General features: G+C 64.2%; 25 protein-coding genes. 15 read left to right on the top strand and 10 right to left on the bottom strand.

The window, feature by feature from the left end:
• Positions 1 to 9: 9 nt before the first annotated feature.
• The 3 genes from AC1RWL_RS27885 to vapC are packed head-to-tail and all read left to right on the top strand — an operon-like array spanning position 10 to position 2,188.
• Entirely contained in the window at positions 10 to 1,512 is a 1,503-nt protein-coding gene (locus AC1RWL_RS27885; protein ID WP_493096727.1) for an AMP nucleosidase, read from the top strand.
• A gap of 59 nt (positions 1,513 to 1,571) precedes the next feature.
• A complete protein-coding gene (locus AC1RWL_RS27880) occupies positions 1,572 to 1,802 on the top strand; it encodes a type II toxin-antitoxin system VapB family antitoxin (protein ID WP_256120895.1) in 231 nt (76 codons plus the stop codon).
• The gene (gene vapC, locus AC1RWL_RS27875; RefSeq protein WP_493096726.1) at positions 1,799 to 2,188 is read left to right on the top strand and encodes a type II toxin-antitoxin system VapC family toxin; all 390 of its coding nucleotides are present in this window, start codon (positions 1,799 to 1,801) and stop codon (positions 2,186 to 2,188) included. The genes AC1RWL_RS27880 and vapC overlap by 4 nt, the downstream gene beginning before the upstream one ends.
• Before the next feature lie 6 nt (positions 2,189 to 2,194).
• Here the strand turns inward: vapC and AC1RWL_RS27870 are convergent, their stop codons facing one another.
• Positions 2,195 to 3,568: an aspartate aminotransferase family protein gene (locus tag AC1RWL_RS27870; protein ID WP_493096725.1), complete on the bottom strand. Its 1,374-nt coding sequence runs from the start codon at positions 3,566 to 3,568 to the stop codon at positions 2,195 to 2,197.
• 148 nt (positions 3,569 to 3,716) lie between these two features.
• On the opposite strand from AC1RWL_RS27870, the gene AC1RWL_RS27865 reads away from it, so the two are divergent.
• Positions 3,717 to 5,087 (top strand): glutamine synthetase family protein, encoded by a 1,371-nt coding sequence (locus tag AC1RWL_RS27865; RefSeq protein ID WP_493096724.1) that lies wholly within the window; start codon positions 3,717 to 3,719, stop codon positions 5,085 to 5,087.
• A 186-nt stretch (positions 5,088 to 5,273) separates the two neighbouring features.
• On the opposite strand, the gene AC1RWL_RS27860 is transcribed toward AC1RWL_RS27865, so the two are convergent.
• Positions 5,274 to 6,212: a diacylglycerol/lipid kinase family protein gene (locus tag AC1RWL_RS27860; RefSeq protein ID WP_256120891.1), complete on the bottom strand. Its 939-nt coding sequence runs from the start codon at positions 6,210 to 6,212 to the stop codon at positions 5,274 to 5,276.
• Between the two features lie 352 nt (positions 6,213 to 6,564).
• On the opposite strand from AC1RWL_RS27860, the gene AC1RWL_RS27855 reads away from it, so the two are divergent.
• Positions 6,565 to 7,803, top strand: coding sequence for an MFS transporter (locus AC1RWL_RS27855; RefSeq protein WP_439630515.1), 1,239 nt, complete (start codon positions 6,565 to 6,567; stop codon positions 7,801 to 7,803).
• A 5-nt stretch (positions 7,804 to 7,808) separates the two neighbouring features.
• Here AC1RWL_RS27855 and AC1RWL_RS27850 read toward each other — a convergent pair whose 3' ends face one another.
• Positions 7,809 to 8,228 (bottom strand): winged helix-turn-helix transcriptional regulator, encoded by a 420-nt coding sequence (locus AC1RWL_RS27850; RefSeq protein WP_493096723.1) that lies wholly within the window; start codon positions 8,226 to 8,228, stop codon positions 7,809 to 7,811.
• A gap of 101 nt (positions 8,229 to 8,329) precedes the next feature.
• Between AC1RWL_RS27850 and AC1RWL_RS27845 the strand changes: the two genes are divergently transcribed.
• A complete protein-coding gene (locus AC1RWL_RS27845; RefSeq protein ID WP_493096722.1) occupies positions 8,330 to 9,343 on the top strand; it encodes a zinc-binding alcohol dehydrogenase family protein in 1,014 nt (337 codons plus the stop codon).
• A gap of 193 nt (positions 9,344 to 9,536) precedes the next feature.
• The gene (locus tag AC1RWL_RS27840) at positions 9,537 to 9,953 is read left to right on the top strand and encodes a DoxX family protein (protein WP_130514851.1); all 417 of its coding nucleotides are present in this window, start codon (positions 9,537 to 9,539) and stop codon (positions 9,951 to 9,953) included.
• A 107-nt stretch (positions 9,954 to 10,060) separates the two neighbouring features.
• Here the strand turns inward: AC1RWL_RS27840 and AC1RWL_RS27835 are convergent, their stop codons facing one another.
• Positions 10,061 to 10,531 carry an Lrp/AsnC family transcriptional regulator gene (locus tag AC1RWL_RS27835; protein ID WP_023517247.1) on the bottom strand — a complete coding sequence of 157 codons (471 nt, stop codon included), beginning with the start codon at positions 10,529 to 10,531 and terminating at the stop codon, positions 10,061 to 10,063.
• Positions 10,532 to 10,671: 140 nt separating this feature from the next.
• Here AC1RWL_RS27835 and AC1RWL_RS27830 point away from each other — a divergent pair, with 140 nt between their 5' ends.
• The gene (locus AC1RWL_RS27830; RefSeq protein WP_493096721.1) at positions 10,672 to 11,580 is read left to right on the top strand and encodes a DMT family transporter; all 909 of its coding nucleotides are present in this window, start codon (positions 10,672 to 10,674) and stop codon (positions 11,578 to 11,580) included.
• A gap of 63 nt (positions 11,581 to 11,643) precedes the next feature.
• Here the strand turns inward: AC1RWL_RS27830 and AC1RWL_RS27825 are convergent, their stop codons facing one another.
• The 5 genes from AC1RWL_RS27825 to AC1RWL_RS27805 all read right to left on the bottom strand — a co-directional run bounded on the left by AC1RWL_RS27825 (position 11,644) and on the right by AC1RWL_RS27805 (position 17,003).
• On the bottom strand, positions 11,644 to 12,531 hold the full coding sequence (locus AC1RWL_RS27825) for an ABC transporter permease (RefSeq protein ID WP_256120885.1): 888 nt from the start codon (positions 12,529 to 12,531) through the stop codon (positions 11,644 to 11,646).
• Positions 12,532 to 12,679: 148 nt separating this feature from the next.
• A complete protein-coding gene (locus tag AC1RWL_RS27820) occupies positions 12,680 to 13,678 on the bottom strand; it encodes an ABC transporter substrate-binding protein (protein WP_439618374.1) in 999 nt (332 codons plus the stop codon).
• 348 nt (positions 13,679 to 14,026) lie between these two features.
• On the bottom strand, positions 14,027 to 14,656 hold the full coding sequence (locus AC1RWL_RS27815) for a L,D-transpeptidase family protein (protein WP_493096720.1): 630 nt from the start codon (positions 14,654 to 14,656) through the stop codon (positions 14,027 to 14,029).
• A gap of 126 nt (positions 14,657 to 14,782) precedes the next feature.
• Entirely contained in the window at positions 14,783 to 15,214 is a 432-nt protein-coding gene (locus AC1RWL_RS27810; RefSeq protein WP_493096719.1) for a DUF3592 domain-containing protein, read from the bottom strand.
• Between the two features lie 124 nt (positions 15,215 to 15,338).
• Complete coding sequence (locus AC1RWL_RS27805) at positions 15,339 to 17,003, bottom strand: electron transfer flavoprotein-ubiquinone oxidoreductase (RefSeq protein ID WP_493096718.1); 1,665 nt, start codon at positions 17,001 to 17,003, stop codon at positions 15,339 to 15,341.
• A gap of 278 nt (positions 17,004 to 17,281) precedes the next feature.
• Between AC1RWL_RS27805 and AC1RWL_RS27800 the strand changes: the two genes are divergently transcribed.
• The 7 genes from AC1RWL_RS27800 to AC1RWL_RS27770 all read left to right on the top strand — a co-directional run bounded on the left by AC1RWL_RS27800 (position 17,282) and on the right by AC1RWL_RS27770 (position 24,237).
• Positions 17,282 to 18,685 carry an FAD-binding oxidoreductase gene (locus AC1RWL_RS27800; protein WP_493096717.1) on the top strand — a complete coding sequence of 468 codons (1,404 nt, stop codon included), beginning with the start codon at positions 17,282 to 17,284 and terminating at the stop codon, positions 18,683 to 18,685.
• 16 nt (positions 18,686 to 18,701) lie between these two features.
• Positions 18,702 to 19,490 (top strand): SDR family oxidoreductase, encoded by a 789-nt coding sequence (locus AC1RWL_RS27795; RefSeq protein ID WP_493096716.1) that lies wholly within the window; start codon positions 18,702 to 18,704, stop codon positions 19,488 to 19,490.
• 277 nt (positions 19,491 to 19,767) lie between these two features.
• The gene (locus tag AC1RWL_RS27790) at positions 19,768 to 21,060 is read left to right on the top strand and encodes an Hsp70 family protein (protein WP_493096715.1); all 1,293 of its coding nucleotides are present in this window, start codon (positions 19,768 to 19,770) and stop codon (positions 21,058 to 21,060) included.
• A gap of 45 nt (positions 21,061 to 21,105) precedes the next feature.
• Positions 21,106 to 21,966, top strand: coding sequence for a uracil-DNA glycosylase (locus AC1RWL_RS27785; RefSeq protein WP_493096714.1), 861 nt, complete (start codon positions 21,106 to 21,108; stop codon positions 21,964 to 21,966).
• Between the two features lie 210 nt (positions 21,967 to 22,176).
• Positions 22,177 to 22,356 carry a hypothetical protein gene (locus tag AC1RWL_RS27780; RefSeq protein ID WP_256120875.1) on the top strand — a complete coding sequence of 60 codons (180 nt, stop codon included), beginning with the start codon at positions 22,177 to 22,179 and terminating at the stop codon, positions 22,354 to 22,356.
• 58 nt (positions 22,357 to 22,414) lie between these two features.
• Entirely contained in the window at positions 22,415 to 22,558 is a 144-nt protein-coding gene (locus tag AC1RWL_RS27775; protein ID WP_256120874.1) for a hypothetical protein, read from the top strand.
• A 392-nt stretch (positions 22,559 to 22,950) separates the two neighbouring features.
• Complete coding sequence (locus tag AC1RWL_RS27770; RefSeq protein WP_435265109.1) at positions 22,951 to 24,237, top strand: MFS transporter; 1,287 nt, start codon at positions 22,951 to 22,953, stop codon at positions 24,235 to 24,237.
• Here AC1RWL_RS27770 and AC1RWL_RS27765 read toward each other — a convergent pair.
• A complete protein-coding gene (locus tag AC1RWL_RS27765) occupies positions 24,228 to 25,166 on the bottom strand; it encodes a DMT family transporter (RefSeq protein WP_493096713.1) in 939 nt (312 codons plus the stop codon). The two genes, AC1RWL_RS27770 and AC1RWL_RS27765, sit on opposite strands and share 10 nt — an antisense overlap.
• Between the last annotated feature and the right edge of the window lie 63 nt (positions 25,167 to 25,229).

Here is a 25,229-nt window from a genome sequence, read left to right as displayed (position 1 = left end):
TAATCGCGCATGAGCAAACGAATCTTCTCGCAAAAACCCCTTTCCTTCGCCACGCCGGACCCGTATGAGCCCCGATCCTTCGACGATCCGGTGGCCGCGGTCGATGCCCTGCAGGCGCTTTACGACCGCAACACGACCTTCCTGACCGACGCCTTCGTGGCGCTCGGCAAGGCCGGCACGCCGGACAAGCGGTTCCGCGCCTGCTACCCGCAGGTCTCAATCGAGACGACCAGCTTCGGCCATGTCGATTCCCGCCTCTCCTACGGCTATGTCGCCTCGCCCGGCGTCTACACGACGACCATCACCCGGCCAAAGCTCTTCCGGCATTATCTCAAGGAACAGCTCGGCCTGTTGATGCGCAACCACGGCATCAGCGTCATCGTGTCGGAATCGACGACGCCGATCCCGCTGCACTTCGCCTTCGGCGAGGGCGCCTATGTGGAAGCGGAGATCGCCGAGGGCATCGAACTGCCGCTGCGCGATCTTTTCGACGCGCCGGACCTCACCACGACGGACGACGAGATCGCCAATGGCGCCTACGAGCCCGGCCCCGGCGAGCCCTCGCCGCTCGGGCCGTTCACCGCGCAGCGCATCGATTATTCGCTCGCCCGCCTCAGCCACTACACGGCGACGAACGCCCAGCATTTCCAGAATTTCGTGCTCTTCACGAACTACCAGTTCTATGTCGATGAATTCTGCGCCTGGGCGCGCCAGCAGATGGCCGAGGGCGGCAACGGCTATACGGCCTTCGTCGAGCCCGGCAACATCATCACGCCCGCCGGTGCCGACAAGCCGGAAACCGACATCACGCTCGCCCGCCTGCCGCAGATGCCGGCCTATCACATCAAGAAGAAGGGCCATGGCGGCATCACGCTGGTCAATATCGGCGTCGGCCCCTCCAACGCCAAGACGATCACCGACCATATCGCCGTGCTGCGCCCGCATGCCTGGCTGATGCTCGGCCATTGCGCGGGCCTGCGCAACAGCCAGACGCTCGGCGACTATGTGCTTGCGCACGCCTATGTGCGCGAGGACCATGTGCTCGACGACGACCTGCCGGTCTGGGTGCCGATCCCGGCGCTGGCCGAGGTTCAGATGGCGCTGGAAAGTGCGGTCGAAGAGGTGACGGGCCTCGAAGGCTACGACCTCAAGCGCATCATGCGCACCGGCACCGTCGCCACCATCGACAACCGCAACTGGGAACTGCGCGACCAGCGCGGGCCGGTCAAACGCCTCTCCCAGTCCCGCGCCATCGCGCTCGACATGGAATCCGCCACCATCGCCGCCAACGGTTTCCGCTTCCGCGTGCCCTACGGCACCCTGCTCTGCGTGTCCGACAAGCCGCTGCATGGCGAATTGAAGCTGCCGGGCATGGCGACGGCGTTTTACCGGACGCAGGTGAACCAGCATTTGCGGATCGGGATCCGGGCGCTGGAGAAGCTCGCCGGCATGCCGACGGAGAAGCTGCATTCACGCAAGCTGAGGAGCTTCTTCGAGACGGCGTTTCAGTGATGTTGTGAGCGATTGCGCCTTGGTGTATAATCACTCGTCTTTATACACACGAGGTCACCATGCGCACCAACATCGATCTTGATGACGACTTGATCGCCAAGGCGATGGAGCTATCCGGCTTGCCGACGAAAAAAGCGACTGTCGAGCTCGCGCTTCGCCAATTCGTGGAAAACGGCTATCGCCGGCAGGCGTTGGACGAGTTGTGGGGAATTGGATGGGAAGGCGACCTCGACGCGATGCGTGAAAGCTGGGGGCCGCCTGATCATCTTCGTGAAGACGCAGCGGAATGATCCTTGTCGATAGCTCGGTCTGGATTGCGTCCTTCCGCGGCGCCTTAACCAGGGAAACGGCGCGCCTGAAAGCAATCACGGATCCTTCCGAGATCATCCTCGGCGACATTGTGATGCTGGAAATTCTGCAAGGCGCGGTAAGCGATTCGAACGCCGCAAACATTCAGAAGCGGCTGGCGATGTTCGGCGTGGTTGCGTTGCTTTCCCCCGAGATCGCGGTCAAGGCGGCAGCCAACTTCAGAAAGCTCCGTTCAAAAGGCATCACCATCCGCAAGACCGCCGACCTCATCATCGGCACCTATTGCATGGAGCACGGCCATAGCCTGCTCCATGCCGACAGGGATTTCGATCCGATGGCCGAGCATCTCGGCCTTCGGATCGCCTGAGCTTTCTCAGGCCGTCATCACCTTCCACGCATGTTCCAGCCCCTTGCGGGTGATGTCCACCATCTGGTCGACCTCCGCACGGCTGATGACGAGCGGCGGGGAGAAGAGCATGCGGTCCCCGGTGGCGCGCAGCACCAGGCCGTTTTCCAGGCAATAGTTGCGCACGGTGACGCCGGCCTTTTCCTTGTCCTCGAAGCGCTTGCGGCTCGATTTGTCCTCGGCGAGCTGGACGGCGGCCATCAGGCCGACCTGCTGGACCTCGCCGACGATCGGCAGGTCTTCCAGCGATTTGAGGCCGGCGGCGAGATAAGGGCCGATGTCGCCGTGCACGCGCTCGACGAGCTTTTCATCCTCGATGATGCGCAGGTTTTCCAACGCCGCGGCGGCGCAGACGGGGTGACCGGAATAGGTGAAGCCGTGGTTGAAATCGCCGACCTCTTCCACCAGCACATTGCCGACGCGGTCGGAGACCATGACGCCGCCAATCGGCAGGTAGCCGGAGGACAAGCCCTTGGCGATCGGCGCCAGATCCGGCTCCACGCCAAAATGCTGGTGGCCGAACCAGTGGCCGGTGCGGCCGAAACCGCAGATCACTTCGTCGGCGACCAGCAGGATGTTGCGCGCCTTGCAGATGCGGGCGATTTCCGGCCAGTAGGTTACCGGCGGCACGATGACGCCGCCCGCACCCTGGATGGGCTCGGCGACGAAGGCGGCGACATTGTCCTCGCCGAGTTCGTCGATCTTTTCCTCAAGCTGGCGCGCCATCTTCAGGCCGAATTCGTCGGAGGTGAGGTCGCCGCCCTCGGCATACCAGAAGGGCTGGTCGATATGGTGGATGCCGGCGATCGGGAGATCTCCCTGCTCGTGCATCCACTTCATGCCGCCGAGCGAGGCGCCAGCCACCGTCGAGCCGTGATAGCCGTTTTTGCGGGCGATGATCGCCTTCTTGGTCGGCTTGCCGACGGCGCCCCAATAGACGCGGGCCATGCGGAACCAGGTGTCGTTCGCTTCCGAGCCGGAGCCGGTGAAGAACACGCGGTTGATGTTCGGGCCGGCATGGGAGGTGATCTTCTGGGCGAGCAGAACGGCCGGCGGCGTCGTGGTGCCGAAGAACGTGTTGTAATAGGGTAGCTCGTTCATCTGGCGCACGACGGCGTCGGAAATCTCCTTGCGGCCATAGCCGATGTTCACGCACCAGAGGCCGGCGAAACCGTCGAGATAACGCTTGCCGTGGTTGTCGAAGATGTAGCAACCCTCGCCGCGCTCGATGATGCGCGTGCCGGTCGCGTTCAGTTTCTTCATGTCCGAGAAGGGATGAAGGTGATGGGCGGCATCGAGGGCACCGAGGTTGGATACGGCTGCTGCACTGCTGTTCGACATTTGAATACATCCTTAGGGGTAGGTCCCACCTTATTGAACGGCGGGACAGAATGAGTTACGAAAATGCCCATACAACAGGCATTTGGCAAGAGATCGAGCGAAAGCAAAATTTCTTGACGAAGCCTCCCGCCAAACCAAAGCAGGCACCATGACAAACGACACCAAGGCAGCCGGTTCGCCGCCCGCCAACGCGCCCATCAATTCCCCGGCCCGCATCGAAATCCTCCTCGTCGGCATGAATGGGGACCTGCGCGGCAAGCAGGTTCCGCTCGAAGGCGAGAAGAAAATCTGGGACGGTTCGGTGCGCCTGCCCTCCTCTACCCAGTCGCTCGACATCTGGGGCGACGACAATGACGACATCACGGGCCTCTCCCTTTCCGTCGGCGATCCCGATGGCGTGTGCATTCCCGACCGCCGGTCGCTTGCCACCATGCCCTGGGCACCGGAAGGCTCGCGCCAGGTCCTCGCCACCATGCACGAATTCGACGGCACCGCCTCCTTCATGGATCCGCGTGCCATTCTTGCGCGCATGGTGAAGCGTTTTGAAGACCGTGGTTTGACACCGGTCGTCGCGACGGAGCTCGAATTCTACCTGGTCGAGGACGATTTTCGCGTGACCGGCAAGCCGCGCCCGCCGGCGGCGCTGATGTACCGCGACGAGCCGAACGGCTTCCAGCTCTACGATATGCGCGCCACCGACGCGCTCGACGACTATCTCCAGACTGTGCGCGCCTGGGCGAAGGACATGGAGCTGCCGGCGGATGCCACCACGGCGGAATTCGGCCCCGGCCAGTTCGAGATCAACCTGCTGCACCGCCCGGATGCGCTCGCCGCCGCCGACGACTGCATCTATCTGAAGCGCATCGCCGAACAGGCCGCGCGCCGCTTCGGGCTCAAATCCACCTGCATGGCGAAGCCCTATGCCGAGCATGCGGGCTCGGGCCTGCACGTGCATTGCAGCGTCATCGACAAGGACGGCAAGAACATCCTGGACGCCAAGGGTGGCGATCCGGCGAAGCTGCGGTCGGTCTGCGCCGGCATGCTGCAGACGATGCGCGATGCGCAGCTCGTCTTCGCGCCCTTCGCCAATTCCTACCGCCGCTTCCAGCCCGGCTCGTTTGCGCCGGTGGATCTCACCTGGGGCTTTGGCCACCGCGGCACCGCCATCCGCATTCCGGACAAGGACGGCCCGGCGGCGCGCGTCGAGCACCGCGTGGCGGGTGCGGACGTCAATCCATATCTGCTGCTGACCGCCATACTCGGCGGCATCCTGCTCGGCCTCGACGAAGAGCTTGATCCCGGCCCGGTGACGGAGCCCGGCAAGGACGCGCCGGATGCCAAGCGCCTGACGCACGACTTCCTGACGGCCGTCGAGGAGTTTTCGGCCTCGCCTTTCATCAAGGACGCTTTTGGCGCGGAGTACCAGAAGCTCTATGGCGATACGAAGCGCAAGGAGGCGATTGTCTACCTGCGCACGGTCTCGGACTTCGATTACCAGACGTATCTGCCGCGGATTTAGGGCCGTCGCGAGCGCGGCTTACCCCCTCTCTGCCCTGCCGGGCATCTCCCCCTCAAGGGGGGAGATTGGATGGAGTACCGTTTCGCCCATTCCAAACGTTGCGACTAGAGCGCCGTGTTTTCCTCTTGCCGATCTCCCCCCTTGAGGGGGAGATGCCCGGCAGGGCAGAGGGGGGTAAGCCTCACCTCAAGCCGCAGCCGGCTCCGTCGTCGCCACCTTGTTGACCGCCACCTTCGGCACCATCACCTTCAACTCGCCCGGATGCAGCCGGATCGAGACTTCGCGGTCCATCGGCAGCAGCTCGCCGTCGATAACGCAGTTGATCGCGCGGTCGACCTTGGGGAAATGCAGGTCGACTTCCGTGCCGGTCATTTCGGTGACGTCGGCATTTTCGCGCAGCTTGCCGCGCAGGATGTCGAATGCCAATTTTGCGACACCTGCGGGCTTCAGCGGCTTGGTGGTGTAGAAGCCGAGATGGCCGCCGGTGAGGTCGTCGGCATAGAGCAGGCCGTTCTGGCCAAAACGGTTGTTCGAGACATTGATGGCGGAGACCCTGCGGCTCTCCTCGACGCCATCGACGTTGAACTCCACCTCGAATTCCGGCGGATCGAGAATCACGCCGAAGGCGGCGCGGGTGTTGGCCGCGATCTTGCCGAGGCGCGAGCTGTAGGTCATGGCATTGCGCAGCCGCACCATGCGGGCATGCAGGCCGGCGGAAAACTGGTGCACGAAGGCGCGGTCGTCCGCCGTGCCGATGTCGGCAGCGGCGATATCGCCATCCGCCAGCGCATCGATCGCCTGCCAGATATCGAGCGGAATGTTCAGCGAGCGGGCAAAAAGGTTCATCGTGCCGGCCGGGACGATGCCGAGCGGCATCTTGCTCTGCCAGGCAAGGCCGGCCGCGGCCGAAACCGTACCGTCGCCGCCGCCGGCAAGCATCGCATCGAGATCCGTGCGATCCGAACAGCGCCGCAGCGCCATCTCGATATCGGCCCCCTCGACGATATCGCAATCGAGATGGTGCCCCGCATCCGAGAAGACCTTTTCCGCGTGGCGGGCATAGGCCTCCATGTCGGTGGTGCGAAACGTGCCCCCGTCCTTGTTGAATATCGCCTGCACTCTCATTCGCATACTCCGCATCTCGGCCGAGAAACGCCCAAGGGTGATTTTCGATCCATTAGATAGTCGAGAAAGCGGCGATTAACAGGCGATCGTGCAACAGAGTGCAATAAATCGTGAGCGCAGGTGCTTCCGGCCAAATGCGGGAGGGTGAAAATTCGCAGTAGGCAGCGCGGCTTGGTCTGATATATTGCCCACCGGTCGCCTGCGTCGGGAGTACGCCTGCCGGCTGGACGATACCTTCCCCATCGTGGCCTTTCGGGCCGGACCATACCGCATCAGCAGCCAGGAGGAGTGGCCGCCCTTGCAGGGTCTGTCGCCGATTTGCCGCGCCTGAGCAATTCCTGCGGAGCACCCCGTGTCCGAACATCCCCTGCCCCATGCCGCCCTCTCCTCCGGGCAGCCGCCGCTTTCGAGCCTCACCGTCACCCTGATCATCCTGGCGCTCGCCGTCGGCAGTTTCGGCATCGGCACCGGTGAATTCGCCATCATGGGCCTTCTGCCCGATGTCGCCGGCACGTTCGGCGTCACCACCGCCGAGGCGGGTTACGTCATCAGCGCCTATGCGCTCGGCGTCGTCGTTGGTGCACCGGTCATCGCCGTCATCGGTGCGCGCTTTCGCCGCCGCGACCTGCTGCTGGTGCTGATGGGGCTTTTCGCCGCCGGCAATCTCGCCAGCGCCGTGGCGCCGACCTTCGAGAGCTTCATGCTGTTCCGCTTCCTCTCCGGCCTGCCGCACGGCGCCTATTTCGGCGTCGCGGCCCTCGTCGCCGCCTCCATGGTGCCGGTCAACAAGCGCACGCAGGCGGTCGGCAAGGTCATGCTCGGCCTTACGCTTGCAACGCTGATCGGTACGCCGCTCGCCGCCTATTTCGGGCAACTGCTCGACTGGCAGTACATGTTCGTCGCCGTCGGCATTACCGGGCTTTTGACGGTCGCGCTGATCGCCCTCTTCCTGCCGCGCGACAAGCGGCCGAAGGGCATCAACGCGCTGACGGAACTCGGCGCCCTGAAGCGCAAGCAGGTTTGGCTGACGCTCGGCATCGCCGCCACCGGCTTTTGCGGCATGTTCGCGGTCTTCACCTATATCTCGCCCATTGTCACCGAGGTCGCCGGCCTCAACGTCAACATGGTGCCGGTCATCATGGCGATCTTCGGCTGCGGCATGATTGTCGGCAACATCTTCGGCGCCAAGCTCGCCGATATTTCGCTGATGCGCACCATCGGCTGCTCGCTGGCGCTTTATTTCTTCGTGTTGATCGCTCTGTCGCTGACGGCCGAAAACCCGATCCTGCTCGGTGTCTGCTGTTTCCTCATCGGATGCAGCTTCGTCGTCGGCCCGGCGCTCCAGACACGCCTGATGGATGTCGCGGGTGACGCGCAGACGCTCGCCGCCGCGCTCAACCACTCGGCCTTCAATGTCGCCAATGCGCTCGGCGCGCTGCTCGGCGGCCTGGCGATCAGCGGGGGTTACGGCTACGGCTCGATGGGTTTCGTCGGCGCCGCCACCGCCGTCATCGGCTTCGGCGTCTTCCTCGTCTCGCTGACGCTGGAAAAGATCGATCGCGAAGCGACCCCGGTCTGCCCGGCGGAGTGATCCGCCTACGGCTCAACCACTGAGATGGCGTCCCTTTCCGGGGGCGCCGTTTTCGTTTCATAGGCCAGGCGGATGACCGTCTGCCCATCTTCGCGGGTGACGTTTTTCGAACCCCAGGCGGCGAGCGCGCTGATGACCGGCTCCAGACTGCGGCCGGCGGCCGTCAGCTCATAATCCACACGGGGCGGCACGACGGGGAATACCGTGCGCGACAGGATGCCCGCATCCTCCAGTTCGCGAAGCTGCTTCGTCAGCATGCGCTGCGTGACGCTCGGCAATTTGCGGCGCAGTTCGTTGAAGCGCAGTTTTCCCTCCAGCAGATGAAACAGGATCACGCCCTTCCATTTGCCGTCGAGGAAACACAGCGTCGATTCCACCGGGCAGCCCGGGAAATCCTTCGTGAGCTTGGCGCGCGGGCGGGACATTCACGGTATCCTTTTCGACACTATGGGCATTAAATGTGCATTCTTGCAGAGTGTGAGATTACTCTTCATCTAGGCTCCATTCAACGCGAAAGGAGAACCAGATGCGCGCCATCGCCTACCAGACCTCGCAGGAAATCACCTCCGAAACGGCCCTCGCCGATATCGAGCAACCCGTGCCCGAGCCAAAAGGCCGCGACCTGCTGGTCGAGATCAAGGCCGTCTCCGTCAACCCCGTCGACACCAAGCTTCGCCGCAACGCCGCGCCGGCCAGCGGCGAATGGCGCGTGCTGGGCTTCGATGCGACCGGCATCGTCAAGGCCGTCGGGCCGGACGTCACGCTGTTCAAGGCGGGCGACGCCGTCTTCTATGCCGGCGCCATCGACCGGCCCGGCACGAATTCCGAGTTCCACCTGGTGGACGAGCGCATCGTCGGCAGCAAGCCCGCCTCGCTCGATTTCGCCGCCGCTGCCGCGCTGCCGCTGACGGCGATCACCGCCTGGGAAATGCTGTTCGACCGGCTGAAGGTTCGCGATGCCGTGCCGGGTGCGGCAAACGCCATCCTCATCATCGGTGGTGCCGGCGGCGTCGGCTCGATCGCCGTGCAGCTCGCCCGAACCCTAACGGACCTTACCGTCATCGCAACGGCCTCGCGGCCCGAAACGGCGGATTGGGTCAAGAGCCTCGGCGCACACCATGTCGTCGACCACAGCAAGCCACTTGCGGCCGAGGTCGCGGCGCTGGGCATCGGTGCACCGGCTTTCATCTTCTCCACGACCAACTCGGTGGACCATCTAGCGGAGATCGCCGAGGCCATCGCGCCGCAGGGCCGCTTCGGCCTCATCGACGATCCGAAGGCGCTCGATGTGCTGCCCCTCAAGCGCAAGTCCGTTTCGACGCATTGGGAGATGATGTTCACCCGCTCGCTCCTCCAGACGTCGGATATGATCGAACAGCACGAACTGCTGAACGCGGTCGCCCGTCTCGTCGACGACGGAAAAATCCGCACGACGCTGGCCGAGATCGTCGGTCCGATCAATGCCGAAAACCTCAGGAAGGCCCATGCGATGATCGAAAGCGGACGCACGCGCGGCAAGCTGGTGCTCGACGGTTTTTGAGCCCGTGCACGCCCTTCGTCGCCCCCGAAAATGGGCGGCGAAGGGTGTTACCAGGGTGACACGACCGTACCCGAACTCTGATAGACATAAGCCATCGCAGCACGCCGGACAGGGACAGAACAACCGGCGGGCGGCAGGCGGGGACAGCTTGAAAGACGCCCCGCGGGTCCATGTCATCTATCGGAGACTATCCATGTCCGCCCTCGTCGAAAGCATCACCGGCAGCCGCGTCTTCGGCTTCCTCGCCCGCACGATCCTCACCTCGATGTTCTGGCTATCCGGCATCGCGAAACTCGCCGATTTCAACGCCGGCGTCGCCGAGATGGCGCATTTCGGCCTGGAGCCGGCGACGGGCTTCAACATCGCCGTCGCCATTACCCAGCTTGTCGGCTCGGCGCTGATCATCGCCAACCGCTGGACCTGGCTCGGCGCCGGCATGCTCGCCGTCTTCACGGCGCTGACCATCCCGATCGCGCATAATTTCTGGACCATGCAGGAGCCGATACGCACGATCGAATTCTACGTGGTGATGGAGCACATCACCGTCATCGGCGCACTGATGGTCGTCGCCTGGAAATCCGCGAAAGCGCCTGTCGCCTCTGCGCATTGACGACAGGTCGGACGTCGCCCCTCTCTCCGGGGTGGCGTCCCCGGACGGCCCCGCCTCTCCGGCCGTCCCAACCGCCCCGACGCCTCTCGTCGGGGCGGTTTTCCGTGTCAGAGCGACGGAAGCTTCAGGGGGCCGCCGGTCTTGATGCTGCGGATCGCGAAATTCGAGCGGATGTCGGTGACGCCGGGCATGGCGAGCAGTGTCTCGGTCAGGAGCCGCTCGTAGGCCGAAAGGTCCTCCACCACCACCTCCGCCAGGAAATCGGCATTGCCGGAAATCAGGAAGCAGGACACCACTTCCGGAATGGCGAGCAGCGCCTCCTGCTGGGCCATGGCGTTCTCCTTGCTGTGCCGCCCCACCTTGATTTCGACGAAGACGGTAAGGCCGAGGCCGACCTCCTTGCGGTCGATATCGGCACGGTAGCCGCGCAGCACGCCGGATTTTTCCAGGTTGCGGATGCGGCGCAGGCACGGCGACGGCGAGAGGTTCACCCGCTCGGCGATCTCCACATTCGTTGCGCGCGCATCCTCCTGAAGCACCTTCAGGATGGCGATATCGAATTTATCGAGATTTGGCATTTTCCAAAACTTTCTTGGCCAATTTTGGCATGATCCTGCGCATTCTACATTCCAAGAGGCATAAGTCGCAAGGACATGCCTCGGCCTCCGGCGCTAGAGTCTGACCATGAATTGCGCCAACGCCGGGAAGGAACGTCGCCATGGCCATGATCTCGCTTTCGTCCGAAGGGAAATCCAATCCGCAGGTCGCCGGCTATGCCGGCGCGGTCGTCACGGTGCTGATCTGGGCGACCTGGGTGCTGGCGACGCGGCACACCGCGGCGACGCCGCTCGGCACCGTCGATATCGGCCTCATCCGCTACGGCGTGCCGGCCATCCTGCTGGCGCCGATCTGGCTGAAGACCGGGCTCCTGCCGAAGGGCGTGCCGCTGAAACTCGTCGTCGTGATGGTGGCGGGGGCCGGTGCGCTGTTCTTCCAGGTCACGGCCGCGGCCCTGCATGTGACGCCCGCCGCGCCCGGCGGCATCCTGCTCGGCGGCTCCATGCCGCTGGCGACCGCGCTGATCGGCATCGTGCTGTTCGGCGAGCGGCCGGATCGTATGCGTCTTGCCGGCCTTGCCGCCATCGTCGCGGGTGTCGTCATCCTTTTGGCCGCCAGCATGCAGAAGAGCGGCATGACGATGACCGGCTTCCTGCTCCTGCCGCTCGGCGCCGTGCTCTGGGCCGGCTTCACCCATGCCTTCCGCCGCTCGGGCCTGAGCGCGCTGGAAGGGGCTGCCCTCATCGCCGTCTGGTCGTTCCTGATCCATCTCGTGCTCGCCGCCATCTACGGCACGCATCTCGGCCAGGCCTCGCTCTCCGACCTCGCGCTCCAGGTCACCAGCCAGGGCATCCTCTCCGGCCTCATCGCCACCTTCGCCTATGGTACCGCCATCCGGGCGCTCGGCGGCAGCCAGGCCGCCGCCTTCACCGCCATCACGCCGGTGCTGGCAACGCTCGGCGGCGCGGTCTTCCTCGGCGAAAGCTTTGGTGCGGCGGAAATCACCGCGGCGCTGGTTGTGGGTGCAGGCGTGGTGCTCTCGACCGGTTTGTTCTCGCGCAAGCACTGAGATCCAAACAAAAAGGGCGCCCGCGGCTTGTCACCGGGGCGCCCTTTTTCGCGTCCGCGCGAATCAGCCGTGGATGATCTCGCGGTGTTTTTGCAGGCGCTTGCCGAAGGCCTGGCTGACGCGGTCGAAGATGATCGCGATGCCGACGATGGCGAGGCCGTTGAAGATGCCGAGGGTGAAATACTGGTTGGAGATGGCCTTCAGCACCGGCTGGCCGAGGCCCTGCACGCCGATCATCGAGGCGATGACCACCATGGCGAGCGCCATCATGATCGTCTGGTTGATGCCGGCCATGATGGTGGGCAGCGCCAGCGGCATCTGCACGTTCTTCAGCTTCTGCCAGTTCGACGAGCCGAAGGCGTCGGCGGCCTCCAGCACGTCCTTGTCGACCAGGCGGATGCCGAGATTGGTCAGGCGGATCATCGGCGGGATGGCGTAGATGACCACCGCGATGAGGCCCGGCACCTTGCCGATGCCAAGCAGCATGACGACCGGGATGAGGTAGACGAAGCTCGGCATGGTCTGCATGACGTCGAGGATCGGGTTGACGACGTTCTGCACCCGATTGGAGCGCGACATCAGGATGCCGATCGGTATGCCGATGACGATGGAAAGCACGGTGCAGACGAAGATCATCGAGATGGTCTTCATCGTGTCGTCCCACATGTCGAAATAGCCGATGAGGAGCAGCGTGCCGACGGCGCCGGCGACGATCTTCCAGTTGCGGCTGGCGAACCAGGCGACGAGCGCGATCAGAAGGAGGATGATCGGCCAGGGCGTGCGCGTCATGAAGCGCTCGGACCAGATGAGAAAGTGCTGCAGCGGCTCGAAGATCGATTCGATGCCGTCGCCATAGGCGCGGGTGAAGCCGCGAAAACCCTCATCGATCAGTTTCTTGAGGTCGCGAAGGGTGTCCGCGTCCATCGTGGGAAATTTCGTGAACCATTCCATATCGAACCCCTTCCGGCTTTGACCAATCTGTGCCGGTCTTTAAGCCAACCCTGATGCATGTCGCCGGGATGTGCGCATCGATTTGCGCCAACGGCATGCGCTAAAACGAAGGGCGGCGCGCCCGAGGACGCGCCGCCCGATGGAGTGATCAGAGAGCAGCCTTGATCTTTTCGGCGGCTTCCGGCGAGACCCAGTCCTTCCAGAGGGCTTCGTTCTCTTCCAGGAAGTGCTTGGCACCATCGTCGCCGCTCGCCTGGTTGTCGGTCATCCAGGCCATCAGCTTGTTGACCGTGTCGTTGCTCCACGAACGCTTGTTCAGGTAGCCCATGACATCGGCGCCGGCGCGCTCGGAGAAGGTCTTCGTCACCAGCGTCTGGACCTTGTCCTTCGGCCAGTCGTTCTTCTTCGGGTCTGCGCAATCGGCGACCGTGTTGCAGCGCTTCCATTCGGCGGCGTCGTAGGGAACGCCATGCTCGAGCTTCACCATCTCGTACTTGCCGAGAAGGGCCGTCGGCGCCCAGTAATAGCCGACCCAGCCTTCCTTGCGCTCGTAGGCCTTGGCGATCGAGCCGTCGAGGCCGGCGGCCGAGCCCGTGTCGACCAGCGTGAAGTTCGCGCCTTCGCCGCCATAGGCCTTGTAGAGCTGGCCGGTCACGACCGTGCCGCCCCAGCCCTGCGGGCCGTTGTGCACGGAACCCTTGGCCTTGTCTTCCGGATCCGGGAACAGTTCCGGATGCTTCAGCGCGTCCTCGATCGTCTTGATCTCCGGGTTGGCGTCGACGATGTATTTCGGCACCCACCAACCCTGCACGGCGCCATCGGACAGCGCGGTCGCCGCGCCGATCAGCTTGCCTTCCTCGATGCCGCGGTTGACGACGTCCGGCAGCAGGTCGACCCAGCCTTCCGGCGCCAGGTCCGGCTCGCCCTTCTCGATCATCGAGGTGATGGTCGGCACCGTGTCGCCGACGATGACTTCGGCGTTGCAGCCGTAACCTTCGGTCAGGATGAACTTGTCGAGTGCGGCGAGAACCTCGGCGCTCTGCCAGTTCATGCTGGCGATGGTCACGTCGCCGCATTCGGCGCGCGCCGCACCCGTCATGGCAAGCAGGCCAGCGACGAGGCAGGTGGAAGCAAGAAGATGTTTCATATCCGTTCCCTCATTTTCGGCGGTGTCATTGTGCCGACAAGGGCCTGCTGCACCGCCGGCGCCAGGCCCGTGATCTTCTGCGGGCTATCGTGGACAGGCCGGCCGAAAGCCCTGCATGTTCACGAAACCGCATCCTCGACTTTTGCAGCTACGCGGTCGAATGCCGGTACGAATGCGTCTGCCATTGACCTCTATGCGTCATGGAGGGGTCAATTCTTCGAGACCCGCCCGACTTTGTCCGGGCCGGGGATCACGCGGGCAATGGTATGATACAATTCAGCTTTTTCAAACCGCAAAACGAAAAGGCCGGCATGTGCCGGCCTGCTCCAGTTGCGACATGGGGCAAGATCAGGCCTCGCGGCGGCCCTGGATGACATGCACGCGGCCGCCGACCGCCACACGCTGGTAAAGGTCGATCACGTCATGGTTGAGCATGCGCACGCAACCGCTCGACATGGCCTGGCCGATCGACCACGGCTGGTTGGTGCCGTGGATGCGGAACATGGTGTCGTTGCCGCCCTGGTAGAGGTAGATGGCGCGCGCGCCGAGCGGATTGTTCAGGCCGCCGGGCACGCCGCCGGCATATTTGCGGTTCTTGCCGGGATCGCGGCGGATCATGTTCGGCGTCGGCGTCCAGGTCGGCCATTCCGCCTTGCGGCCAATGATGGCACCGCCGGCAAGCGAATAGCCCTGCCGCCCGACGCCGATGCCGTAGCGCATCGCCCGGCCATTGCCGAGCACGTAATAGAGGCGACGTTCCGGCGTATCGACGACGACGGTGCCGGCCGCATGACGCGTGTCATAGGCAACTTCCTGGCGGCGAAGCTCCGGCTTGATCTTGTCGAGCGGCATCGCCTTCAGCGGGTGCTGCTCGTCCAGCCGGTCGCCGTAATTGGCGCGGTCGCTGGTGCCGTTCGTCGCGCAGCCGGCGAGCAATGCGGATGCGCCGAGCAAAAATCCGCGGCGGGAAATCGACATGGTTAAAGCCCCTTGAATATATGATCCTCGGGGCTGAGAATTATGCGGTTATGGTTAATCGACGGTTAAGCGGCGCGCTGCGGTTGCAGGCGATGTTAAGGTGCGTGGCGGAAATTTGGCCAAAAATCACGATCGCGACAGGCCGGCGCGAAGCAGGACGCCGCCCACTGCGAGGCAGAACAGGCTGAAGGCGCCGATAGCAAAGGCCGCAGCATCCGGCCAAGCCGCGAGCGCGGTGACCGGCATGGCAAGCTCCGGGTCGGCCGCCAAATGCACGACCGTCAACCGGCCGGCAGGCTTGTAATCAGCGGGATCGATGGAGGTGTAGGAGGTGGTCCCGATCGGCCGGCCATCGGCGGTCACGAATTCCAGGATCGGGTAATAGACTTCACGGCGGCTGGCGCGGCTTCCGAGCCACGCGGTCTCGAAGCCCGTCATCTCGGCCTCGACGGTGCGGCCGGAGGCAGCCATATCGCGGTAGATCGCATGGACCGACCAGAGCCCCCAGGCAGCCAGAACGCCCACGACGAGAAAGACGGCGCCGACGATGGCAAGCACGCCCCCGCGCCATCTCCGCCTCGTCTTCCCGAATGCTGGTTCGGCTTGCATGTCGGTTCCCTGCCCGGTTCAGGAGGGATTATACAGGCAGAGGCGGCAACTTGAAGCTGCCACCTCCGGGACATCACATATTGGGATAAACCGGCCCCTCACCACCCTGCGGCGGCACCCAGTTGATGTTCTGGTTGGGGTCCTTGATGTCGCAGGTCTTGCAGTGCACGCAGTTCTGCGCGTTGATGACGAAGACGTCCTTGCCGTCCTTCTCCACCCATTCGTAGACCCCGGCGGGACAGTAGCGGGTGGACGGGCCGGCATAGACGTCGAGTTCCGAGGTCTTCTGCAGCTCCGGGTTCTTCACCTGCAGGTGGACCGGCTGGTCTTCCTCGTGGTTGGTGTTCGACAGGAAGACCGAGGAGAGGCGGTCGAAGGTGAGGACACCGTCCGGCTTCGGATAGTCGATGCGCTTGTGTTTTGCCGCCGGTTCGAGGCTCTGCGCATCCGTCTTGCCGTGTTTCAGCGTGCCGAAGATCGAACCGCCGAACAGCGTGTTCGTCCACATGTCGAGGCCGCCGAGTGCCACGCCAAGCGCTGTGCCGAGCTTCGACCACAGCGGCTTGACGTTCCTGACCTTGCGCAGGTCCGAGCCGATGGCGCTGTCGCGCCAGCCCTGCTCGATCTCGATCGGCTCGTCATTGGCGCGGCCATGGGCGATGGCATCCGCCAGCTTTTCGGCCGCGAGAATGCCGGAGAGCACCGCATTGTGGCTGCCCTTGATGCGCGGCACGTTGACGAAGCCGGCCGAGCAGCCGATCAGCGCGCCGCCGGGGAATGACAGCTTCGGCACCGACTGGTAACCGCCCTCGGTGATGGCGCGCGCGCCATAGGAAAGCCGCTTGCCGCCCTCGAACGTGCCGCGAATGGCCGGATGCGTCTTGAAGCGCTGGAACTCCTCGAAGGGGAAGAGATAGGGGTTCTTGTAGTTGAGGTGCACCACGAAGCCGACGGCGACGAGGTTGTCTTCCAGGTGATAGAGGAAGGAACCGCCGCCGGTCTTCATGCCGAGCGGCCAGCCGAAGGAGTGCTGCACCAGGCCGGGCCTGTGGTTCTCCGGCTTGACCTGCCAGAGTTCCTTCAGGCCGATGCCGAATTTCTGGGGTTCGCGATCCTTCTGGAGATCGAATTTGGAGATGAGCTGCTTGGCGAGCGAGCCGCGCACGCCTTCGCCGATCAGCGTATATTTGCCGAGCAGCTCCATGCCGCGGGTATAGTTCGGGCCGGGCTCGCCATTGCGCTCGATGCCCATGTCGCCGGTGGCCACACCGATCACGGCGCCCTGGTCATTGTAGAGCACTTCGGTGGCGGCAAAGCCCGGATAGATCTCGACGCCGAGCTCTTCCGCCTTCGTCGCCAGCCACCGACAGACATTGCCGAGCGAGACGATGTAGTTGCCGTGGTTGTTCATCAGCGGCGGCATGGCGAAATTCGGCAGGCGCACGGAGCCGGCCGGGCCGAGCAGCAGGAAATGGTCGTCCGTCACTTCGGTCTTGAAGGGATGGCTGTCATCGGCACGCCAATCGGGCAGCAGGCGGTCGATGCCGATCGGGTCGACGACGGCGCCGGAAAGAATATGCGCGCCGACTTCCGAGCCCTTTTCGAGCACGACGACGGTGAGGTCAGGATTGACCTGCTTCAGCCGGATCGCCGCTGCCAGGCCTGCCGGCCCCGCCCCCACGATCACAACGTCGAATTCCATGCTCTCGCGTTCGGGGAGTTCCATTTCTTCGCTCATCCGTCTTCTCCACCCCGCAACCCATCAAAAGCCACGGTATTCCCTCGGGTCGGCCTCATGTCGGCACCTGTCATGGCAAATGACGCAAGCCTTGTCGAGCCGTTCTGCGACAGACTTTCCCTGCATTTGCGCATGACTTCATGACAGGGCCGGAAGTTTATTGACTTTAACGTAAACGTCAATCGATTGTCGCTCCCGCGTGCCCGTGCTCGCTTGATTCCGGATCATCATCCGACTAGGCATTTGCGGCCAGCCACCAGGCCAGAGGGACCCTTGCCATGACCGAGATTATCCGATCGCTGCAACGCGACTTGAACGATTTCGGCGAGGATCTTCACCTTGTCGGAAGCGAGCGGCTGGCAAACCGGCATCCCGGCGAGCATCGCGACAATTTTGGTGCAGGCGCCCTGGCGGAACCGGCAACGCCCGAAGCGGCTGCCGCTGTGGTGCGCTGGTGCCTCGAAAAGGACGTTCCGATCGTGCCGCAGGGCGGCCGCACCGGGCTTGTCGGCGGCGGCATCAGCCGGCCGGGCGAACTGATTCTCTCCACAGCACGGCTCAACCGCATCGAGGCGATCGATCCCCTCGCCCGCACCGTCACCGTCGGCGCCGGCGTCACCTTGCAGGCGCTTCAGGAGGCGACGGCCGAGGTCGACCTCATTCCCGGCATCGACCTTGCGGCGCGCGGCAGCGCCACGATCGGCGGCATGATCGCCACCAATGCCGGCGGCATCCTCGCCTTCCGCAACGGCGTGATGCGACACCAGGTGCTCGGCATCGAGGCCGTGATGCCGGACGGCACGCTGTTCAGCGACCTGACGCGCGTGCTGAAGGTCAGCGCCGGGCCGGACATCAAGCAGCTCCTCATCGGCTCGGAGGGCGCCTACGGCTTCGTCACCCGGGCCGTGCTGAAGCTCGAAAGTTTCAACCCGATGCGCGCCACGGCGCTTGTCGGCCTGCGCGATGCGAATTCCGCGCTTTCCCTTATCGCCCATTTCCGCGCCCAGCCGGCCTTGCAGCTCGAAGGCGCGGAACTGATGTGGCAGCGCTATCTGCGCGACAGCGCGGGCGACAAGGGTTTCGATCTCGGCTGGCTGGAGGACGACACGCCGGCGATCCTGCTGATGGAGGTTTCCGCCGAAAGCGAAGAGCAGGCGCGCGAGGCGCTGGAAGAGGGTCTTGCGGGCCTCTGGGAGGAACACGGGCTGACGAGCGGCATCGTCGCCGCCTCGCTCGACCAGGCGCGCCGCTTCTGGGCGCTGCGCGAGGACGGCGACTTCATGTACCGGCATTTTCCGGCCGCCCCTTCTTACGACGTCTCCGTGCCGCCCGGCTCGCTCGACGACTATGTCGCCGGCCTGCGGGCACGGCTGAAGGCCATCGACCCCGGCTTCGACGCCTATGTTTACGGCCATATCGCCGACGGCAACCTGCACCTTTCCGTCATCGGCGAGGGCGTCACGGCTCCGGCGCTGAAGGCACTGATTGAGGATGCAGTCTATACCGGCGTCGCGGAATTCGGCGGCAGCTTTTCCGCCGAGCACGGGGTGGGAACCGAGAAGCGCCGTGCCTATCTGACCTATGGCAACCCCGCCCGCCGCGCCGTGGCGCAGGCGATCAAGGCGGCGCTCGACCCCAAAAACCTGTTCAATCCGGGCAAGGTGCCCTACCGCGCCGACTGAAACAAAGGACATCACCATGGATCTCGGTATAACCGGCAAACGCGCCCTCATCCTCGCCTCCTCGCGCGGCCTCGGCAAGGGCATCGCCGTGGCGCTCGCGCGCGAGGGCGCGCATGTGCTGCTCTGCGGCCGCAGCGCCGAGACGCTCCAGGCCAATTGCGACGCGATCAATGCGGACGGTATTGGCCGCGCGGACTGGGTGCAGGCGGATTTGAGCGACGACAACTTTGTCGAGACCATCGTGAAGGGCGTTGCTGAAAAGCTCGGTGGCGTCGACATCCTCATCAACAATTCCGGCGGACCGACGCCGGGCTCGACCGAGGATATGAGCGAGGAAAAGCTCGTCACCTACTTCAATTCGATGGTGCTGAGGATCATCACCCTCACCAACCGGCTGCTGCCCGGCATGAAGCAGCAAGGCTGGGGCCGCATCCTGACGGTCGCCTCCTCCGGCGTCATCGAGCCGATCTCAGGCCTCGCGCTTTCCAACACCTTGCGCCCGGCGCTTGCCGGCTGGTCGAAGACGCTGGCGACAGAAGTTGCGCAACACGGCATCACCAGCAACATGCTGCTGCCCGGTAGCATCATGACCGATCGGCTGAAGAGCCTGGACGCAGCCGCCGCCGAACGCAGCGGGAAAAGCGTCGACGACGTGCGCGCGGCCTCGGAAAAGGCCATTCCCGCCCGGCGCTACGGCACCGTGGAGGAATTCGCCGCCACCGCCGCCTTCCTGTGCAGCGCGCCGGCAAGTTATGTCACCGGCAGCCTCGTTCGCTGCGATGGCGGCGCGGCGCGCTCGGTCTAGGACCAATCGCCATTCAGTTCAGGCCGTGCCGAAAATGGGGAGTTTCCGTGATCCGGAGCGCAGCGTACTTTCGGTACGTGAGCACCGGAAGCGCGGAAGATCGCCATTTGCAGGCCGGCATGGACTGAATGTCGATTTGTCCTAAGCGCTTGCCAACTGCGCCGGCCTGTGCCATCTGGCGCCCTCTCCCAATTCCGGGCGCGCGCTGACGCGCCCTTTTCGCGCGCGGGCGTCACGCCTCGCTTCAAGACAATTCGACGATCATAGGGGCACGGCGATGGCACGGGCACTCGGGCTTGATTTCGGCACCACGAACACGGTCATGGCGCTTGCGACGGGTGGCAGCGACACGCAATCGATGACCTTCACCAGCAGCGTCGGCGTCACCGACACGATGCGCACGGCGCTTTCCTTCATGAAAGACCCGGTGGTCGGCGCGCAGGCGCTAAAGGTCGAGGCGGGCCAGGCGGCGATCCGCCAGTTCATCGACAATCCCGGCGATTGCCGCTTCCTGCAATCGATCAAGACTTTTGCGGCAAGCGCGCTGTTCCAGGGCACGCTGATCTTCGCACGCCGGCACGCCTTCGACGACCTGATGGAAATCTTCCTACGCCGGCTGAAAACCTATGCGGGCGACGAATGGCCGGGGAACGTGTCGCGGGTGATTGCCGGGCGGCCGGTGCAGTTCGCCGGCGCAAGCCCGGACCCGGCACTGGCGCTCGAACGCTACAATGCGGCGCTGACCCGGCTCGGCTTTCCGGAAATCCACTATGTCTACGAGCCCGTCGCGGCCGCCTATTATTTCGCGCAAACGCTGAAGAGCGATGCCACCGTGCTGGTCGCCGATTTCGGCGGCGGCACGACGGACTATTCGCTGATCCGCTTCGAGCGCAAGGCAGGCCAGTTGTCGGCAACGCCGATCGGCCATTCGGGTGTCGGCATTGCGGGCGACCATTTCGATTCGAGGATGATCAGCCATCTCGTGGCGCCGGAAATCGGCAAGGGCACCTATTTCAAAAGCTTCGACAAGCTCTTGGAGGTGCCCTCCGGCTACTACGCCAACTTCGCCCGCTGGAACCAGCTGTCTATCTTCAAGACGACGCGCGAGTTCACCGATCTCAAGTCGCTGGTCCGCTCGGCGATCGAGCCGGAAAAGCTGGAGCTCTTCATCGATCTCGTCGAGCATGACGAGGGCTATCCGCTCTACCAGGCGATTTCGGCGACCAAGATGGCGCTTTCCGGGGCGGACGAGGCGGAATTCCATTTCCCGCCGCTCGGCAGCGCCGGCCACAAGACGGTCAAGCGCGCCGATTTCGAAGAGTGGATTGCGCCAGACCTCGCCCGCATCGAAGGCGCGCTCGACGAGGTGCTGGAGAAGACCAACACGGCGCCTGATGCCATCGACAAGGTGTTTCTCACCGGCGGCACATCCTTCGTGCCGGCCGTGCGGCGCATCTTCACCCGCCGCTTCGATGAGGGCAAGATCGAGAGCGGCGGCGAACTGCTCTCCATCGCCCACGGCCTGGCGTTGATCGGCGAAAGCGACGACGTCGCCGAATGGGCGGCGTGAGCGCGGCGCTTTCCTCGCCGGGTTCGCTTCGCTAAGGTGCAGGGCATGAACACCGCGCGAGACCTCAACCCCGACCAGCTTCGATCGCTCCTGCATTTCTATGCGGATGCGGGCGTGGAATGGCTGCTGGAAGAAGAGGCGGTCGATCGCATCGCCGAATTCGAGGCGATGCGCGCTGCGCGCGGCGTAGTCCCGCAGCGCGAGGCAGCGCCCGCGCCGCAAGCACCGGCCCGGCAGGCGCCCGCGCGGCAGGAACAGCCGCGACCCGCGGCGGCCGCTCCCCTGCCGAATGTCGCGATCCCGGACGGTCAGGCGGTGGCCGAAGCCGAGCTTGCCGCCAGCAGCGCGCGCTCACTCGATGAACTGCGCACCGCAATGGAGGCCTTCAACGGCTGCAACCTCAAGACCAGCGCCCGCTGCCTCGTCTTTGCCGAGGGCAAGGCCAAACCCGCCGTCATGGTGATCGGCGCCATGCCAAATGCCGAGGACGACCGCGACGGCCAGCCCTTCTCCGGCCGGCAGGGCGCGATGCTCGACCGCATGCTCGCCGGCATCGGGCTCGCCCGCGCCGACCTTCTCATCACCAATGTCGTGCCCTGGCGGCCGCCGGGCAACCGGCCGCCGTCGCAGCGCGAGGCGGATATCTGCCGCCCCTTCATCGAGCGGCAGATCGCGCTCGCCGAGCCGAATCATCTGCTCGTGCTCGGCAATTTTGCCGCGCGATTCCTGTTCCGCTCGAACGATACGATCCATCAATTGCGCGGCGAATGGCGGGAGATCACGATTTCCGGCCGAAATATCCCGGCTTTTGCGACTTTGCACCCGCAGGATCTGGCGACGGCGCCGATCAGCAAGCGCCTCGCCTGGCAGGATCTGCTCGCTTTTCGTGCAGGGCTCAGCGGCTAGATAGACGGCCTCCCTCAGTCTTTTCAATGACTTGGCGATCGGCACCTGCGGGTCGTCCCGGAATGGGTCGCGATTCTGCCTCAAGCATGAACAAATTGTTTCAACAGCCATGCGAATTGCACATATCTGCCGGGCAGAATGTCGCATTGCAAAATTCATGTTGCGGCGCAATATAAGAGCACGGGAGGACAGGATTTAAGGAACAGACCTATGACCGCCGCCCGCTTTCGGCCCATCCATTCGAGCTTCGAGACGCTCCGCCACTCCGGTCTTCGCGCCGGCCATGGTTTCGGCGGCATCGCTGCCCCGGCCAACGAGCAGCTCACGGCCACCGGCTTCGCCCGTATCAACCGCCCCGTTCAGCTCTTCTCCGAGTTCATCCAGCGCTGATACGCGGGTGCTGCGCCACACGGCGCCGCCCGATGCAACCCGAACCCAGGAGCAAACCATGGCCGCCTTTCGCAAGTTGATGTCCGACATTGCCGACATCCGCGCCGCCGTGAACGCCGCCCGGGAATATTCCGTGCTGGCCTCGCTGCCGCGCGATGCGGCGCAGCGCCGCGACCCGCTCAAGGCCTTCCTGCCCAACTGACGGCCGACTGCGGCTTTGAAAGCCGCCGGCACTGTGGTAATGTTTCCCTCGTGAGGAGGTGAGACGTCTTTGCCTCCGGTGGAGACCGGGCCGAAGCCCGATCTCCTTTTCTTAGCGAGTCATCGTCAGTGTCAGGCGCCAACCGAACACCCTGACGACAACCGTAAGCCGGAATTTCAAGCGTCTCACCTCCTTTCAATGTGCCGAGGCTTTCGCCTCGACAGTTCCCTTTAGCACAACCGTGCCGGGAATTCGCGCCCCTCCTGAACCTTCCCGACGATCTTCCTGTTTTTTACGTCAGCCGCTGTCGCAGTGGACAGCGCAACGCGTCCGCAATAGAGCGACACTCGCACACTGAACGCGCCGCGCGGCGCCACTCCTGCGGAGCCCCCATGCTGGCGAGCCTCGTCTCCATTCTCAGCCTGATGCTGTCCACCCTGCTGATGATGGTGGCCTTCGGGCTGCAAAGTTATGTCGTGCCGGTGCGCGCGGTCGCGGAGGGATGGTCGACGCAAACGATCTCGATGATCGCCACCGGCTACACGATCGGTTTCACGCTCTCCTGCATCGTCACGCCGAAATTCGTGCTGCTTGTCGGCCATGTGCGCGTCTTCGTGGCGCTGATCACGCTGCTCGCCATCGGCATCCTGCTCTGCGCGCTCGTGGTCGACTGGCGCGCCTGGATGCTGTTTCGTGCCATGTCGGGTTTTGCCATTTCCGGCAGCTATCTCATCATCGAAAGCTGGCTGAACGAGCGGGTGACCAATGAGAACCGCGGCTCGATCTTTTCCGTCTACCTGATCACCACCATGGTCGGCACGATCGGCGGGCAATATCTCGTACCGCTCGGCGACCCGTCCAACACCTCACTCTTCATTCTCTGCGGTATCATCTTCTCCGTGGCGCTGCTGCCGACGGCGCTCACCTCCTCGCCGCTGCCGGCACCGCCGACGCAGGCGCGGTTCGACGTGGCAAAACTCTACCGGCGCTCGCCCGTCGCCGTCGTCGGCGCCTTTCTTGCCGGTGCGCTCTCCGGCGCCTGGCTGAACCTCGGCGGCGTGTTCACCCAGCGCATCGGCCTTTCGACGGCCGAGGGCGCCACGCTGCTCGCCTGCGTGCTGCTCGGCAGCGCCATCGCGCAGATCCCGATCGGCCGCGCCTCCGACCGCATGGACCGCCGCCTCGTCATGGTCGCCTGCGGCCTCGTCGGCACGCTCTCCTGCCTTGCCATGGCTTTCGTCGCCGGCGGGTCGCCCGTGCTGCTCTACATCGTCGCCGCCTTCGTCGGCTCGGTCATCTTTCCGATCTATGCGCTCAACGTCGCGCACGCGAACGACCGCGCGCAGCCGGACGAATATGTCGAGGTCTCCTCCGGCATGATGATCGTCTATGGGGTCGGGACAATTTCCGGACCGCTGATGGTCGGGCCGATCATGGACCGCTTCGGGCCGGGCTCCCTCTTCGTCGTGCTGGCGGTCTATTTCCTGCTTTATTGCGCCTATGCCGCCTGGCGCATCAGCCGGCGGGAGGCGAATGACGGCCTTGTCGCCAAGACGGATTTCCAGGCGATGACCGCGCAGCCGCTGGGTGCGGATGCCGCCGCCGGCGCCCTTCAGCCGGATGCGGTCACGGAGGAGCGCCTGGAGGACACGACCACGCCGGACTGGCGTCAGCCCTGAGGGGTCTGGTGTTTCAGCGCCGCGCGGCGCTTGAGGTCGAGCTGGTGCTCGCGCAGGATGACGAAGATGCCGGCGACCACGACGATGGCGGTGCCGGTCAGCATGGTTCCGGTCGGCACGTCGCCGAACAGGAAATAGCCGATGATCAGGCCGAGCACGATCGAGGTATATTCGAACGGCGCGATGGTGGAGACATCCGCATAACGATAGCTCTGCGTCAGCATGATCTGTGCGATGCCACCGCAGAAGCCGGCAAGCGCCATCAGGCCAAGCGCCTGCCAGCTCAGCTCGGCCCAGCCGAACGGCAGCGTGCCGAGCGAGAAGATCGACGCGAAGAGCGAGAAATAGAGCACGATGGTCGGCGTGCGTTCGGTCTGCACGAGCTTGCGCACCAGCACCATGGCGATGGAGCCGAGCACAGCGAAGGCCAGCATGGCCAGCGCGCCCATCGCCTCCGACGAGCCGAAGCCGCCATCGCGAAACAGCGTCAGGCGCGGCCAGCTGATGATGGCCACACCCACCAGCCCTACGAGAACGGCTGACCAGCGATAGATGCCGACCTTCTCCTTGAGGAAGACGGCGGCGATGACCACGGTGACGAGCGGCAGCGCATAACCGAGCGCGATCGATTCCGGCAGCGGCAGGTGCACGAGGCCGTAGAAGCCGAAGCCCATGGAGAGGATGCCGATGATGCCGCGCTTGAAATGACCGAAAATGTCGTTGGTGCGAAACGCGCCGCGCAACTGGCCCTGCGCTGCCAGGAAGACGATGATCGGCACCATGGCGAAGGCGGAGCGCAGGAAGGTGATCTGCCCGGCCGGAAGATCCTTGCCGGCCGCCTTGATGAGCGTGGACATGCAGAGGAAGATCACCACGGAGGCAACCTTGAGGAAAATGCCCCGCATGGGGTTCGGGTATGGCATGTCCATGGGGAACTCGTCACGACCGGCTGGCCGTGGCATCAGGCGTTGAGAGAGACCGGAGAACCGATA

The organism is Shinella sp. GW821-FHT10F02 (genome assembly GCF_058809275.1).
This window is presented reverse-complemented; position numbering and strand designations above follow the sequence as displayed.

Excerpts from the sequence above, each read along its gene's own strand:
- AC1RWL_RS27840 (WP_130514851.1), top strand. The coding sequence starts at position 9,537 with ATGTCCGCCCTCGTCGAAAGCATCACCGGCAGCCGCGTCTTCGGCTTC.
- AC1RWL_RS27820 (WP_439618374.1), bottom strand. The coding sequence starts at position 13,678 with ATGAAACATCTTCTTGCTTCCACCTGCCTCGTCGCTGGCCTGCTTGCC.
- AC1RWL_RS27795 (WP_493096716.1), top strand. The coding sequence starts at position 18,702 with ATGGATCTCGGTATAACCGGCAAACGCGCCCTCATCCTCGCCTCCTCG.
- AC1RWL_RS27780 (WP_256120875.1), top strand. The coding sequence starts at position 22,177 with ATGACCGCCGCCCGCTTTCGGCCCATCCATTCGAGCTTCGAGACGCTC.
- AC1RWL_RS27775 (WP_256120874.1), top strand. The coding sequence starts at position 22,415 with ATGGCCGCCTTTCGCAAGTTGATGTCCGACATTGCCGACATCCGCGCC.
- AC1RWL_RS27860 (WP_256120891.1), bottom strand. The coding sequence starts at position 6,212 with ATGAGAGTGCAGGCGATATTCAACAAGGACGGGGGCACGTTTCGCACC.
- AC1RWL_RS27815 (WP_493096720.1), bottom strand. The coding sequence starts at position 14,656 with ATGTCGATTTCCCGCCGCGGATTTTTGCTCGGCGCATCCGCATTGCTC.
- AC1RWL_RS27830 (WP_493096721.1), top strand. The coding sequence starts at position 10,672 with ATGGCCATGATCTCGCTTTCGTCCGAAGGGAAATCCAATCCGCAGGTC.
- AC1RWL_RS27785 (WP_493096714.1), top strand. The coding sequence starts at position 21,106 with ATGAACACCGCGCGAGACCTCAACCCCGACCAGCTTCGATCGCTCCTG.
- AC1RWL_RS27800 (WP_493096717.1), top strand. The coding sequence starts at position 17,282 with ATGACCGAGATTATCCGATCGCTGCAACGCGACTTGAACGATTTCGGC.
- AC1RWL_RS27880 (WP_256120895.1), top strand. The coding sequence starts at position 1,572 with ATGCGCACCAACATCGATCTTGATGACGACTTGATCGCCAAGGCGATG.
- AC1RWL_RS27850 (WP_493096723.1), bottom strand. The coding sequence starts at position 8,228 with ATGTCCCGCCCGCGCGCCAAGCTCACGAAGGATTTCCCGGGCTGCCCG.
- AC1RWL_RS27835 (WP_023517247.1), bottom strand. The coding sequence starts at position 10,531 with ATGCCAAATCTCGATAAATTCGATATCGCCATCCTGAAGGTGCTTCAG.
- AC1RWL_RS27825 (WP_256120885.1), bottom strand. The coding sequence starts at position 12,531 with ATGGAATGGTTCACGAAATTTCCCACGATGGACGCGGACACCCTTCGC.
- AC1RWL_RS27865 (WP_493096724.1), top strand. The coding sequence starts at position 3,717 with ATGACAAACGACACCAAGGCAGCCGGTTCGCCGCCCGCCAACGCGCCC.
- AC1RWL_RS27790 (WP_493096715.1), top strand. The coding sequence starts at position 19,768 with ATGGCACGGGCACTCGGGCTTGATTTCGGCACCACGAACACGGTCATG.
- AC1RWL_RS27845 (WP_493096722.1), top strand. The coding sequence starts at position 8,330 with ATGCGCGCCATCGCCTACCAGACCTCGCAGGAAATCACCTCCGAAACG.
- AC1RWL_RS27805 (WP_493096718.1), bottom strand. The coding sequence starts at position 17,003 with ATGAGCGAAGAAATGGAACTCCCCGAACGCGAGAGCATGGAATTCGAC.
- AC1RWL_RS27765 (WP_493096713.1), bottom strand. The coding sequence starts at position 25,166 with ATGGACATGCCATACCCGAACCCCATGCGGGGCATTTTCCTCAAGGTT.
- AC1RWL_RS27885 (WP_493096727.1), top strand. The coding sequence starts at position 10 with ATGAGCAAACGAATCTTCTCGCAAAAACCCCTTTCCTTCGCCACGCCG.
- vapC (WP_493096726.1), top strand. The coding sequence starts at position 1,799 with ATGATCCTTGTCGATAGCTCGGTCTGGATTGCGTCCTTCCGCGGCGCC.
- AC1RWL_RS27770 (WP_435265109.1), top strand. The coding sequence starts at position 22,951 with ATGCTGGCGAGCCTCGTCTCCATTCTCAGCCTGATGCTGTCCACCCTG.
- AC1RWL_RS27870 (WP_493096725.1), bottom strand. The coding sequence starts at position 3,568 with ATGTCGAACAGCAGTGCAGCAGCCGTATCCAACCTCGGTGCCCTCGAT.